At 44.0% G+C, this 14,089-nt stretch carries 12 protein-coding genes; 2 read left to right on the top strand and 10 right to left on the bottom strand.

Features of this window, described 5'->3' with window-relative positions:
• Positions 1-3,303: a PSD1 and planctomycete cytochrome C domain-containing protein gene (locus tag V144x_RS04405; protein ID WP_144981965.1), complete on the bottom strand. Its 3,303-nt coding sequence runs from the start codon at positions 3,301-3,303 to the stop codon at positions 1-3.
• A gap of 434 nt (positions 3,304-3,737) precedes the next feature.
• On the opposite strand from V144x_RS04405, the gene V144x_RS04410 reads away from it, so the two are divergent.
• Positions 3,738-4,487: a hypothetical protein gene (locus tag V144x_RS04410; protein ID WP_232102711.1), complete on the top strand. Its 750-nt coding sequence runs from the start codon at positions 3,738-3,740 to the stop codon at positions 4,485-4,487.
• Between the two features lie 153 nt (positions 4,488-4,640).
• Complete coding sequence (smpB, locus tag V144x_RS04415) at positions 4,641-5,135, top strand: SsrA-binding protein SmpB (protein ID WP_144981968.1); 495 nt, start codon at positions 4,641-4,643, stop codon at positions 5,133-5,135.
• A gap of 58 nt (positions 5,136-5,193) precedes the next feature.
• On the opposite strand, the gene V144x_RS04420 is transcribed toward smpB, so the two are convergent.
• The 9 genes from V144x_RS04420 to bufB all read right to left on the bottom strand — a co-directional run bounded on the left by V144x_RS04420 (position 5,194) and on the right by bufB (position 14,045).
• Positions 5,194-6,312 (bottom strand): PASTA domain-containing protein, encoded by a 1,119-nt coding sequence (locus tag V144x_RS04420; protein WP_144981971.1) that lies wholly within the window; start codon positions 6,310-6,312, stop codon positions 5,194-5,196.
• A gap of 229 nt (positions 6,313-6,541) precedes the next feature.
• Positions 6,542-7,063, bottom strand: a complete 522-nt coding sequence (gene lptE / locus V144x_RS04425; RefSeq protein WP_144981974.1) for an LPS assembly lipoprotein LptE — start codon at positions 7,061-7,063, stop codon at positions 6,542-6,544.
• Between the two features lie 48 nt (positions 7,064-7,111).
• Entirely contained in the window at positions 7,112-8,557 is a 1,446-nt protein-coding gene (gene bamD / locus V144x_RS04430) for an outer membrane protein assembly factor BamD (protein WP_197998752.1), read from the bottom strand.
• Positions 8,558-8,601: 44 nt separating this feature from the next.
• Positions 8,602-9,348, bottom strand: a complete 747-nt coding sequence (gene recO / locus V144x_RS04435) for a DNA repair protein RecO (RefSeq protein WP_144981980.1) — start codon at positions 9,346-9,348, stop codon at positions 8,602-8,604.
• 352 nt (positions 9,349-9,700) lie between these two features.
• On the bottom strand, positions 9,701-10,009 hold the full coding sequence (locus tag V144x_RS04440) for a hypothetical protein (RefSeq protein ID WP_232098909.1): 309 nt from the start codon (positions 10,007-10,009) through the stop codon (positions 9,701-9,703).
• 222 nt (positions 10,010-10,231) lie between these two features.
• Positions 10,232-11,014, bottom strand: coding sequence for an alpha/beta hydrolase (locus tag V144x_RS04445; RefSeq protein WP_144981983.1), 783 nt, complete (start codon positions 11,012-11,014; stop codon positions 10,232-10,234).
• A gap of 56 nt (positions 11,015-11,070) precedes the next feature.
• Complete coding sequence (locus tag V144x_RS04450) at positions 11,071-11,787, bottom strand: peptidoglycan recognition protein family protein (RefSeq protein WP_232102712.1); 717 nt, start codon at positions 11,785-11,787, stop codon at positions 11,071-11,073.
• A gap of 453 nt (positions 11,788-12,240) precedes the next feature.
• Positions 12,241-13,119, bottom strand: a complete 879-nt coding sequence (locus V144x_RS04455) for an HvfC/BufC family peptide modification chaperone (RefSeq protein ID WP_144981986.1) — start codon at positions 13,117-13,119, stop codon at positions 12,241-12,243.
• Positions 13,116-14,045: an MNIO family bufferin maturase gene (gene bufB / locus V144x_RS04460; RefSeq protein ID WP_144981989.1), complete on the bottom strand. Its 930-nt coding sequence runs from the start codon at positions 14,043-14,045 to the stop codon at positions 13,116-13,118. The genes V144x_RS04455 and bufB overlap by 4 nt, the downstream gene beginning before the upstream one ends.
• Positions 14,046-14,089: the final 44 nt, after the last annotated feature.

The following is a 14,089-nucleotide window of genomic DNA, read 5'->3' on the forward strand; positions in this document are numbered from 1 at the left end:
TCATCGAATCGTGATGAAATCGTTATGGTTGAGTAAGGCATGAACCAGATTTTCACGCGAACGCCAAGTCGGATTTTGATTTTTAGTTGATTTTAATACCGACTCTGTTTCAGCTAAAGCTTTCAAGCAAAGAGCCGATTCCTGCGGGGTTGGCTCTACACATAGAATTTTCTCATAGGCGAACCTGATAAATTTCTGATTATTGATATCAGGATGCTTTGTTTGAATTTGCTCTGTAATTTTACGAGCCATTTGTAGTGAGACTTTGCTATTGGCTAGTGCCAATGCCTGTTGAGGTATGACACTTTGATTTCGACGATAGCATGCAAAAATATCAGCGGCATCAAACATACTGAGAAATTTATTCTGAGCATCACGTGAAGTTGTGAAATATAAACTGCGTCGCTTACTTTCAGGGTTTTTATCCGGATCGATGGTCGGACCTCCTTGAGTCAGATCCAGTTCTCCAGCCAGGTAAAGCAGACTGTCGCGTATGACTTCTGATTCCATACGTACGGTATTCCGCAGCCAGTAATATTGATTCTTTAGATCCTGTTCCAGGGTTCGGGGATCCGCGCCAATTGTTGAACTGCTGAGTTGATAGGCTTTTGATGTGATCATCAGTTCATGCAGATGTTTCATGCTCCAGTTGTGTTCCATGAAGTCAACTGCGAGCCAGTCCAGTAATTCGTGCTGAAGTGGTTGTTTGGAACGCAGGCCAAAGTCAGTCACCTCTTCTACCAGTGGCTGACCAAAGTGCCTTAACCAAATATGGTTCACGGCGACTCGTGCCGTTAACGGATTATTGCGATCAGTAATCCAGCTCGCAAACGCCGTGCGACGTCCGGTGCTGGTTGTGGGATAAGGTTGAAATCGGGATGCCTCCTTTTCCGCAGGGCCTTCAAGTGCTTTAAGCGAAGCACGGACTGGCGTATACTTTTCGCCCGGCTTATTAACCGCTTGCTTTGCTGTTTCGAGTTGTTTTTTGGCAGTTGTGAGCTCTTTATCAATTTTTTTCGCTGCTTCGCCTGTGGTTGACTCTCTTTTTTCCTGTGTCTGAGCAAGTTTTTGCTCGGCCAAAGCTAACTCATACTTTCTGGCGGCCAGAGCAGCAACTCGTCTTAAATTAGTTTGGTCAGTCTCTGATAGGTTCGAATAGGGGGCCTTATCAGCGGTATAGGCAGCCATCAGACTCTTTTTATAAAGCTGAGCGACTCTCAACGAAATCTCAGCAGTTGTCGATTTTGCTTTCGCCAGTTTTAATGATGGTGTTTTAGAATCTTTACCATCGATTAATTTTTCATTGGCTGGAAGTGAGCTGATATGGATCTTTTCGAATTCTGCAGAGGCGTCAAATGTCAGCAGGTCCATTTTTCCAGACTCCCTCTGTAACGGCAGCTTGTAGGAAATAGCATGCTCTCCATTCAGTGAGACGTTTACCAGTTGGTCGCGCACTTTAATTTCGAGTTCATAAAGCTCGTTCAGATTCACAGCGCATCCATGCCGTGCTTCTGCAGGATAAATAGACCGTGATCCTTCATTGTATGAGATCTGAAGCTTTGAGCCTGGCTTAACGGCGCTGAGATAGATCATCTTTTCCCGCTGACCATTGACATCAAAGGCGAGCCCGACTGAACGCCATTTATCACCGCCAGTGGTCTTGAATTTCAATTTGGCTTTAAAGTTCAGCGGATGATTTGCTTTCGAACGCAAATAGGCTCGGCCATATCCGGTTTTGGTTTGGACGAGTTTCCCATTTTGATAGGCCCACTGACCAGGGCCCATGGCCCATTGTTTTGAATTGGCCTTAGTAAAATCGTCAGCCAGAAAAAGCTTTTCTTTTTCCTGAGACTTCTGTTGGACAAGATTCGTTTTAGAGTTTTTCTCTAACTCTGCCAGTTGTTGTTTTGTTTGCTGAACTGCTTTCTGCGCAACAGAGATTTTTACTTCCGCAGCTTTAAGTTGATCCTTTAGAACAAAATCCTGTAATGCTGGATTATGTGCTTCTGCCGGTAAGTTGACTGGTGTGACTTGAAATGAATTGAAAGTGAAGATCTCCGGAGTCCCTGGTTTGAGTTCTCGAGTCTTATCTGGGGCTTTTTCATTTCCACGAATATGCACATAGGTTTTTGCATCAGTGTGCGCATCGAAAACACGAGGCAGGCCGTTTTTTTCCAGATCGGTTTCTCCGGGCAGTGCGTCGAGACGTACCTGATATGGTTCAAAAATGGCTCTCATTTGGTAATAATCTAAGTTGGTTAGCGGATCATATTTATGATCATGGCATTTGGCACAATTCATCGTAAGTCCCAGGAATGCCTTTGATGTATGTTCCAGAGTACTGTCCAACCAGGTTGTTCGATTGAATAAATAATAATGCCGCGCCAGAAAGCCGGTGGCGCGTAGTGCCTGGTGATCCGTTGGCTTGAGTTCATCTGCAGCGAGCATGTCCTGAACCATCTCTGCATAACTGCTATCGTGATTTAATGATTCAATGATCCAATCGCGCCAATGCCAGATATGTTTTTGACTGTATCGCAATTGCTTTCCCAGTCCATACCAGTCTGTATATCTCCAGATATCCATCCAGTGTCGGCCCCAACGTTCACCATATTGTGGGCTCGCTAATAATTTTTGAACGACTTTTTCATAGGCATCGTAGCACGAGTCGTTCACAAAATTTTGTATCTCATCTTCTGTGGGTGGTAGCCCAATCAGATCGAGATAGACACGACGTAATAACACTCGTTTGCCTGCTGGGGCTACGGTGATTAATTTTTTTTGTTTCCGTTGTTGTTCCAGGAAAGCATCAATTGGATTTTGAGAGTTATTACCAGAGTGAGTTTGAGGCACTTTTGTTTTAACAGGTGGTTGAAAAGACCAATGATCTTTAGGGCTACCGGGAATTTCTTCCTGAGGAGTTTTGGCTCCCTGTGCGATCCAGGTTTTGATCAAGGCGATTTCATGCGCAGAGAGCCTGGAACCTTCTTCGGGAGGCGGCATCTGCTCGTCTTCTTGAGCCATGATACGTTGTAAGAGCAGGCTCTGGTCTGGTTTGCTGGGGTGAAGGACTGCGCCGCTATCGCCCCCATTCAGCATAAGCTCACGTGTTTCCAAACGCAGTTCTGCTTCCTGCTTGAGGGCACTATGGCATGCATAGCACTTCTCTGCAAAGATCGGTTTGATCTCCTTCAGGTAATCAACGTTTTCAGCTCCGGTGAGGCATTGCGGAGAGAAGACGCCCCATAACAAGGTTCCAAAAACAAACCTGCAACAAATTGTTTTAGAATTCCATCGTATCATACCTAAATATGTACCAACGAATTGAAAGTGTGGTAAGTCCGTACTTCTAATTTTTATATATTATATATATCTTTCTTTGTATATTTTATACAAAATAGGACAAGTTTCACTCATAATTGTGCTAGTCCGTAAAATTAGTAACGATTTCAATTGGTATCAGGGTGTAATTTGGTAGGCTCAAGCGTTGAGACTAAGTTTAGCAATGGCTATGACTTTCCAGACGAATGTAAGCCTTGAAGTCCTATTTGATCACGTCTACCATTGCCATTCAGATCAGATAGGACCAAAGACTGGAATTTTCGTAAGTTATGGCTGGTTTTATGATCCGATTGAGAGGCAATTGCGTTTAACATAACGCAGATTCATTATGAGAGACCATGTTGTGCTTTGTAAGCAGTTAATTGAACCAGCGATTACAGATAAGGGATTCGATCATGGCCGATGATTCCAAAAGTGGTGGTGATTTGGAAAAAGACCAACGTTCACAAGAAGATGCGCCTCCTTCCAGCATCTATTTAATTTCGTATCCCAAAATTGTATTTCTCTATCCCACATTCCTTGTCGCAGTTGTCGTGGCGATTTTCATGTCGATTGCTGGTGAGTCTGCGCAGATTGGTGGCAATCGAGAGCACATGGCCGAAGTGATGTCGCTGATCTTTCTGGGAGTCTTCGGCTTAAACCTGACAGTTCTTGCTTTCGATTTCCCACGAACCACCTCGTTGACTCTTTTCTTTCTGGGAGCGGCGCTCTTTATGGGGGCTTGGATGCTGTTGCGGTTCAATCCTGATATCGTTCCTACGATTACTGGTCTTCTGAAAGGATTACGGCCCTGGGCTAATTCCCAAATGTATTGGCTGTTTGCCGGCATACTGGGTTTGATTTTCATTGGTGTGGCGATCAGTGTTCGTTTTGATTACTGGGAAGTGAAAGGGAACGAGTTGCTCCATCACCACGGTTTCTTGAGTGATCTGGAGCGATTTGCCGCACCGAATTTGAAAATTGATAAGGAGATTAGCGATATCTTTGAGTATCTTCTGTTGCGATCAGGTCGATTGGTATTACATCCCAGGAATGAGCCTCGGGCAATCGTACTTGACAACGTCCCATTCATTTCCCGTAAGGAAAAACAAATCACTCGTATGCTGGGAGCGCTACAGGTTCAGGTACGACCAGATAATCACTAGCGATTTCGATACTGAACCTTTCCCCAAGTCAATGTGTCGCCATTTGACTTGAAGCAACGTTGTTTTAAGTGCAAGCAATTTCTGTTTATCATTCATAGAAATCAACGGGTCATCGTCTGCTTGATGTTTTTTAGGCGCGTGAGGTTTTGAGTCATGGGTAAAAAAGGGAAAAAGAGTGCTTCGAAAGAAGATCCCAACTCGAGGACCGTTTGCCAGAACCGTAAAGCGCGTCATAACTATGAAATCCTGGATACACTTGACTGTGGAATTGTTCTGGCAGGTAGCGAAGTCAAAAGTATTCGCGCGAACAAGATTTCGATTGAAGAAGCATTTGCTCGCATGAAAGATGGTGAAGTCTGGTTATACAATTGTGATATTGCCCTCTATCCACAAGCCAATACGATGAATCACCAGACCAGACGGCCTCGCAAGTTGTTGATGAAAAAAGCCGAAATCAAGAAATTTGCAGAGCGTGGCGAACATACCAGTTTGACGCTCATACCACTAACGGTTTACTTCACACGTGGTTTGGTCAAAGTGAAGCTGGGAATCGCCAAAGGACGCAAACTGCACGACAAACGTGAGAAACTGAAAAAAGATTCAGCTCGTATGGATATCCAACGTGCGATACGTGCCCGTAATAATTAAGGCCCTCTGAAAGTTTTTCAAAGGGCCTTAACGCTTTCTCTAAACTGTTATAAATGTCTTATTTATTGGCTGATTTCGGGTCTGTATATAGCCTGAGATGAATTAAGTCACCTTTTTGGGCTGGACTACCTGGTTTAGGCAGTTGCTCATAGACATGATAGATTTTCTTAGCTTCATTTGCAGGTTGGCCTGCATGAACCTTTGAGTCAAATCCCATTTGTTTCAACATTTTTTGTGCGGATTTGTAGTCCCTCCCAATCATAGAAGGCACTTTAAATGCCGCCATTTGCTGAACTGGCTTTTGAACATTCTTGTTTTCAGCCGCTGCGATGACTTTGCCCTGCAGTTGATAGTCATCAAGGTCGGGACGAAAGGGATCTTTGTCTCTGCCTAATATACCGTCAATGAATCCTCGATTTTTATTCGCGACGACATCCTTAAATCGATAGACTGTCGACTGGTTTCCACCAGGGTGAATCAGTTGCACCGCACCTGGTATATAAGTCTTCGGGTTGAGTAAGACTTTTGCTTCACTGTAATTGGCGGCATCAGCGGGCCGCCGAGGTTTCACAGCAATGATGATCTGTTGTGGCGTATTCACGAGAAGTTTTAAAAAGTATCGTTTTTTGGCAGTTGCTGCCGGCATTCCAAATAGAAAAGGCAACGGTCCTTCCATAATGTTGGCACCACGTCGATTGAGGGGAATAGGAAAGACTTCATACGTTTTTTTTTCTTCATCAATTGAAAAGATACGTTTTCCATCACAGACCCAGCGCTCATCTTCTCCTGGTTTCAGTTGAAAAGGTTTGCCTTGCGCATTGCGTTTATCACTGACCTGGCCTTTTTTAATCTCCATCCCCGTAATCTCGATCGCACCTTTATCGGGGTGCTCATAATAAAATTTGCCTTCGGATCTCTTTTCTAACTGAAAGACGTCGTCATACCAGAGGCGTACATGATTTCCTTGCAGTTTTTGAATCTTCTTCGATTCGGTTTCCCATTGTTTTAGAATTTGCTCCAGTTCAGGCGGTAATGGTTCTATCTTAAGAACGGCATTGGCTGGATTAGGACGTTGTTTACGTTGTGCCAACAATTCATTGTTCATCAGTAACAGAATCAATGTAGTACAACAGGTAAAAATAAGAGCACTTTGATGTAAAACAAGTTTCGACTTCATTTTGTTATCCAAATCCTTCCCTGAATTGCCGGTCTGGCTGATCGGCGTGCCAGTGAAACTGGCGAGTGGCCCGATATCTATTAGCAATCCGTGCTATTGAAGAAGATAGGTTTTCTAGTAAGTGTGGGGGTGAATTTCGTGGCTGTGATTTCTGAAATGATGTGCGACCAAATACGGTCGGAGTGTAGCAGTTATCGTAATTTCTGACTATCCATTTTTGTAAATCTAATTACCAGGGCATTTCCATTAATTGAACAATTTGATTGGCCAAACTATCGGTAGCAGTCTTAGTCGCGGTAGCCAGAGATTGCCCCACTTCCGGGGCAAAGGAGGCTGCCGAGACCAATGATACAACATCAGCAGTGATCGGAACTTGTTGCTGCGATAAAATTTTACCACTTCGCATATCTTCCCAGGTTACCTCAACGACAAATTGTAAATTTAAGTTGCGAGGATCATCAAATTGAGTTGTGCCTAAGACACTTTTGTTAATTTGTTTAATCGTACCCGTAAGTCGAGTATCAGCTTCAGCCCCTTTTGCCAGTCGAAATGGCGTGCGTGACTGAATTTTTTGCTGAACGGCTTCCGTTAACTGGTATTCAAATCCTCGGCGAAACGTCTTATTTTCAAAAATTGGTACATAAACCGTTTGTACGTCAGGCTGATAAGAATTGCCTACTGTATACCCACAGCCTGTCAGATCGATTGACAGCAGAGATAGCAGCAACAAATTGAGCACAAAACGTTTCATAAATATTTTCGATAGATAACAGACATTCCGCCAAGAAATGATAAGTGATTAGAGTTTTATTTTTGCTGGTTTCGAATCTTCTTCGATGGGAATTCTCCTGATTGGCTCGTCAAGCTCATCTAATCTCAAACGAGCCGGTGGTTCCAGTTCCTGATTTGTTGCAGGAGCTCTAGCTGACTTTGGTGGAGTGGGCGGCGTATTTCCAAATGAAGGTAAGCTTGGTACAAGTGATCTTTTAGGTTCTGGCTGCTGTTGAACCATTTTCTTTGGTGTTGCGTAGTTCGCCCAGAGGTGGTTGGTATTTTCCTCACCAAGTTCTGACAATAACTCACGGGCCTCGTTAGCAAAGCTGGAAGTCGGATACTTTTCGATCAGTAAGTTGCAATAAATGGCGGCTGACTTTGGCTTACCTCGACGCATCCAATATTGAACCGTTTCCCAATCTCGCTTTGCCTTCGCTTTTTCAATTTTTTTCAACTCTTCTTTGAGTCTTGCTCGTTCTGATTCAGGAAAGAGACGGAGAGTTGTCTCTTTGAGCTCACCTGCATCATTCAAAACGGTAGAATCATATTGAGGACCCTGGTACGACATCAGTTTCACGTGGGTTCCCAGCATGAACGCATCTTTAAGATGAGGACTTTTGGGATATTCTTCACGTAGTAGACTAAACGTACGGTCGGCGTCCATATAACGCCCTTTTTTCAGATAATAGCTGGCGGTAAGCATTAATGAATCATCAGCGAGAGGACCTGTCGGATCATGGAGCCAAATGGATTTGAGTGCTTCCAATGCGCGGTTCTCTGTATCGAACACGGGACGCGTACGATCAAAGAAATTAGGAACCAGAGCCCAGCGTGATTCTCTTTGTTTGCCATCACTGGGAATTTCAGGAGTTTCTGAACCAGGATCTTCTAAATTGACCTGTTGAATATCGTTACCAGTAACGATCGATGGTTCCTGCAACCAGTATCGGGCGATATGAAACAATCGTTTTGTGGTTTGGTCTAAGTGGCGTGTGGAAGGAAAATCAATCAAAAGTTGATCATATCCATCTTGTGCCCATGAGTATTTTTTTTGTGCAAACTGAGATTCTGCCACCATGAACTGGGCATCCTCTCGGATCGGATCATTTTTGTATTTCTTCACAATGGCTTTGAATTCTTTCTCAGCCGCCTTATATTCCTTTGCCTGGAATTTTTCGTTTGCCAGCTTGAATTCTCGTGCGCCTAATGCCGGCTCGATGAATGTTGAATCTTTTTTCTTTTTCCAGAGTGCGGTCTGCATCACTCGTTGCATTGGACCGCGAATTCCATCAATCGAAGGATTATCAGTTGCACTTTTTTTGGACCAGGGAGGTTTCCAGGCTGCGAAATCGGAGGATCGATCACCAAACATCGTACAGCCAGAGATCAACCCACATAGCATGAGTGCAACACAAAGGCGTATTGCAGGCTGCACGCATCGAAATAGGTAATTTAATTGGTATATGGACATGGTCGTCATCCCTGACTTCCACCAGAGGGAAATGAATTGTTTGTTTATAGTTGCAGGTAGGGTGCCATTTTAGGACGACGACCCAGGATATGAGACATGGTTGTTGATAGCAATTGTCTGATCTCTCGTTGTTGCTGGAGTGATAAGTTCAATCGCTGGGAAAGTAGTGTATTCTCGACTGTTAGTTTTTGTAAGATTGTAATTGTACCACGGGAAACCCGGACTTTTCCGTGTCGCTGTTGCTCGCAATGCTGGCAATACAAGCCCCCGTTATTTGCGTCATAGAGATACGATTCCAATTGTCCCAGTTCTTGACTGCAGCCGGTACAGTACTGGAACTGAGGAAGCTGGCCGATCTCTTCTAATATAGTTAACTCAAAAATAATTAACGATTTCTGATAATCATCATGTTCTTGCAAGTGTTGTAATACGACACATGCTGCATCAAACAGCTCTGGATGTGGATCATATTCCTCAGTGAGAGCGTCTAATAACTCCGCAATGTAATACCCCACATACAAGTTGGAAAGATTTCCAGGATAAGGACGAAAACGATTCACCAGTTGGGCTTCGGTCAAAAGATCGAGACCACCGGAGGATTTTCGGATGAAGACTATCCGACATGTGGCTAACAAGTCAATAGCAGCCTCGAACGAGCTTTTTAATCTTTTTGCACCTTTTGCCAACGACGTAATTTTTCCAAAGTCCCTGGTGAACCAGGTAATGACTTTGCTGGACTCACTAAAGTCGGCCAGTCGAATAATCAAACCTTCGGTTTTTTCGTTGGACATTGATGAGGTCAGGCTATATTACCAGGTTTAGTTGGTCGTACGATAATTATGAAACTCTGAATCGCTGTCTCTGCGAATTCAGTTTCTCAAATTCCGATTTCTTCTTGAATCTTTGATTTTAGAAGCGCACCCTCTACGCTGAAAAGGAGAAATGAGGGGGGAATCATGATTTACGCTTACAAAAATAAAAAGCCTGCGACTAAATCGCAGGCTTTTTTGTTGTAAAAAATACAACTAGCGCTCAAATGGTGACATACTTTCAGAAGAGAGTATGGCAAAAATTTCGGCCCGAAGTCATTTAACCGATTATGTGTCTTTCACCGGAAAGGTCAAATCATCCAAGTGACGGACTTTAGAAAACATCGAGCTTAAAGTGATTTCCTTTGTGATAAGGTCGATCACTGGGATAAAAATTATGCCAGTTCTGATTGTAAACCGGAATTCTCATACTTTCCGGATAGCGATAATACAGGTTGTCATAGCTCCCCTGTGGTCTTTGGAAGTTTTGGGGATAATAGACATAGGGATAATAGTAAAATCGTTTCCAGTCTGCGGGTTGTCCTCGACCAGCTGCCATTGCATCAGAAGATGAAAAAGTAGACGTGGCCAACCCAACCACAAACAGGAACAAACCTGCGAGCATGAGACGCCGCACCATCATAGTTCTCTCCTTGCCAGTCAGTAGAATAAAGGAATCAACCCGGGATAGGTTGAGATTGATTTTGTACGAAAGGAATCCTGAGAGATTCAGTATTCCGCTTTATTCATCGACCTGATCGAGGGTGCTACAACAGGATAATTCTGCACAAACCGATTAATCGTCTCAATTAAAACTGTACAAATTTATCGAATAGAGATTATAGAGGATAACGTTTGAAGCTGTCTAAACGAGTCGGGCTGTAGAGATTCCTTCCATAATCCAACGATTCAAAAACGTCAGCAAAACCGTTTTGTCGTTTAGATCAGGCTGAAAAGAATTCAGGAGATGAGTTTCCGCACCCGTTGTTTCCCACATACGAGTAACTCTCTGGGGCGAAAATTGGTCCTTGGAATTGTGAGTGATATTTTGGTCGAGAAGAATCCGATTCCCTTTCAAGTTACAAGGAGCCTCGCTTCGGAAATCACTTTTATTGAACTGCCCATTGAGTAAAGCCGCTCCTGTATAGAAATGGGGGGCTCCTATGAGTAGTTTTGTGGCGACAGAACAGCCTGTGCCAGTTCCAGCCAGATAAATTCGTCCTGTGTGGATGTTAAGAATTTTTTGCAGTTCGCGGACTGTGTTTTGGACATGCTTACCAAACTGCTTCACAAACAGGTGACTGTCGGGCCAGTGATAGCCATTAGTGGGTGCAGCAGGGTCAACTGCGGGGGCACGAAATGAGAGCCCTAAATAATTTCGGAAACTGATTTGCGGCATGATTTCATGCAGATCCTGTTCAGAACCGCCATCAGGATGTAACCAGATGACTAAAGGGTAGGCATATCCAGGCTCGTAATGTTCTGGACGAAACAGGGCGACATGCTTAATCGGTAACCTGACTACCACATTCGACTGATTGTCATTTTCAGACATTCTGTCTACAGGAAGAGGAGGCGTGAATGCGACTCTCTCTCCATTGAACACATATTTAATCCATTTAAGACGTTGCGCATAATCCATTGTCATTTTACTTTCAGTAAGTCAGTGTAGAGGAGTCTTAAATGTGGGGGAGTAACAGTAGTTTATTCCTGAGCAAGTTGAACTTTTGTGTGTGGATTTGGGGTTTTTGGTGGAATGGATCCATATACAGGGAGATCAACGGCAGCAGCCACTTCGCTCATGGGGAAGTATTTTCCGGGACAGGCTGTTGCTTTGACATCGCGGTGCCCTTGTACGTTTTCACTGGAAATGTGATATTCGGTTTTTAGAACTCCAACCAGTTTCTTAACGGCTGCCAATTGTGCTTCCGTAGGAGGTTCATTTTCGAAATTTCCTACCAGACAAACGCCAATCCCTTTCTGATTGTATTCATTATTTCCGGCATGCGCACCATGCATCTGCTCGCGCCAGCGGAATGTCGATTCAATTGCACCATCGGGCATGCCGTTCCCATTTCCAATGACGAAGTGATAGCCGATGCCCAGCCAAGCATTGCCGGACTTATCTTTTTTCTTGCTATGAAGCTCGTGAATACTTTCAACGCTTCCAGTTGATGAAGCGGTGTGATGAATTACGATATATTCCCAGTCACGTGTTTCAACTTCAGGTTTCCAGGGATTTTGTGGTTCAAGTGCCATTGTTGGTGGTGTGATAAACAACGGCGTATTGGGAGCTGGTTTGGAAACCTGAGCTGGATATTGAGGTTGTTGAGCAGGTCCGTTAATGGTCACAGGAGGCAAGGATGTTTGCTGGGTACATCCTGCGATCTCTAAGGCCGGCAACATTGCAACGCAACACATTATGATGCCCTTCAAAATGCTGCCCTCCCTGACAACCAATGTGCTTATCAATTCGTTTGAAGTATAAAGAAATCAATAAAATCATTCTGCTAAGTAATTTTCTAAGTCGGGACTGTAATTCCGAGCGTATTTTGTGTCAATGCGGGGAGTGTTGGTGGTTTATGCTGTGGTTCTTTGAAATGGAAAAGGCAGCCTGAATCAAAAGATTCAACGATCTAAAGTCTCTAAATTAGCAACAAAAAGTGCATGTAATTTCTTCTCACATGCCTCAAATTACCTATATTGCGCAACAGACACGATTTTGATGAAAAATAGAGCTCTTTATAGATGAGACTGAATCTAAGCCTTAGTAAAGTCGAGAGCTCTCTACAAATTTGAGGAGAAAAGATTTGGTATTGTTATCAACACAGACCATTGAGCTAAAACAAGAGGAATTTCCGCAATTTAGCGGTCTCATGCATGAGAGACGTCAATAAAGAAACCAGATGCCATCCAGTGTCTGAACCAGACATGGAGTTTTGCATCCAACTGATCTGGTTCCATGAGGCCTGACTCAGCAAATTGAGTGATCGTATCTCCTACTTTTAAGCCTTGATTGAGCTTTGATAACAGGAAGTATTCCGACTGAGAAACAGATTCCCGACGGACAATAAATTTTCTGCGTGTAATCGCGAGATAGGTGATTTGCTGTTCTGGAATTGGAGGTGAATTTCCCTGTCGTGCGCTGGAAATATACTCGTGAACGGGAAACTGAAATTGGAGTAAACGAAAACAGGGAGCCATTTGAAGGCAAACTTCAGGCCAGGCTTCTGGCTCTATCGAATTTAAAGCCTCTGCAGTGAGTGGCGTTACTCTTTCGATGCCCGGGCCATCAAATACTTCGCTATAAATACGTTCCAACACGGCGATTTCAATCAAAAAGTCGGTCCAGTTGAATTCATCGTCCTCGGAAATTGGCTTGGTTTCTCTTAAAAACTGAGGAAAATGAGCTCCCAATTCACTGAGCGTATAACTGGTTGGTGGGTATTTCTGAAGGAACTCCATCGAGAAGGCACCAAAGGCCGTTTTTCCCATCGCACAAACCAGAGCGGGAAATTCTTCGCTTAAGCATTCCAGTAGACGAGCATAATACGCATTGGCATAGATACCCATCCGCTCCAGACTAGTCAGTTGGGTGGAAGCGGTAATCACTGTTTCCAGCTCATTACTTTCCAATGGAATCTTACTTTGTGCCTCTTCAGAAGCGATGCCAGCTTCGACACCAGTCGGCCAACTGATAACGGTTTGCATCCAATGTTGAATTTGATCCAGATTGCGTGATTCGTTGCTCATTCCACTTCAGCCGTAATGAATGATGCCGGGTGAGGGATCGCCTTTGAGGTTGTGTTCGTAACCATTTCTTCTGTACTTTCTTTTTCGAAGGAGCTCAAATTCTCATCCATGTAATTTTTGGCTTTCAGAACTTCCTCGTGCACAACAGGAAATGGTGGAATATCGGCATCCCACTCTAACAAAGTAGAAACTCCTCCGGTTCTCTGGTGTAATAACTGAAATAACTCCCAGACGGGATCAATTACCTTGCCGTCATGTGTATCAATTAAGTGGGTCCCACAGTTGGTATGTCCTGCCAGGTGGCATTGTACAACTCGTTTCGCGGGAACTGCTTCTATATATTTTACAGGATCAAATTCATGATTCACACTGGAGACATACACATTATTCACATCGAGCAATAAGCCACATTCCGCTTCTTCTGCCATCCGGCAAACAAATTCAGACTCACTCATCGTTGAGTCTTTAAATTCCAGATAACTACTAGGATTTTCCAGAACGAGCGGACGTTCCAAAATTTCCTGAACAGTTCGAATTCGTTTAACGAGATGTGAAAGTGTACTTTCATTGTAAGGTATTGGCAGCAGATCATGTGTATTGCGTCCTGCAACGCCAGTCCAACAGACGTGGTCTGAGATCCAGTGTGCGTTCACTGATTCGGCTAGAGATTTCAGTTTTTTCAGGTAATCGCGATTGAGAGGATCGGTGCTTCCAATTGAAAGTGAGACACCGTGCATCACAATAGGATAACGTTCTGCGATCTGCTCCAGCACAGCCCGCGGTCTTCCCCCAGAGTCCATGAAATTTTCTGAGATGATCTCAAACCAGTCTACTTCGGGCTGGTGTTCCAGTATATGGGCGAAGTGTACGGTACGCAGTCCGACTCCCAAGCCCAAATTTTCGTGTCCTAGACGTGGTTTTAACATATGTCCTCACTCCGACTTTCAGTAAGGGGACTCTTATCCGAATC

The organism is Gimesia aquarii, assembly GCF_007748195.1.
Taxonomy (GTDB): Bacteria; Planctomycetota; Planctomycetia; order Planctomycetales; family Planctomycetaceae; genus Gimesia; species Gimesia aquarii.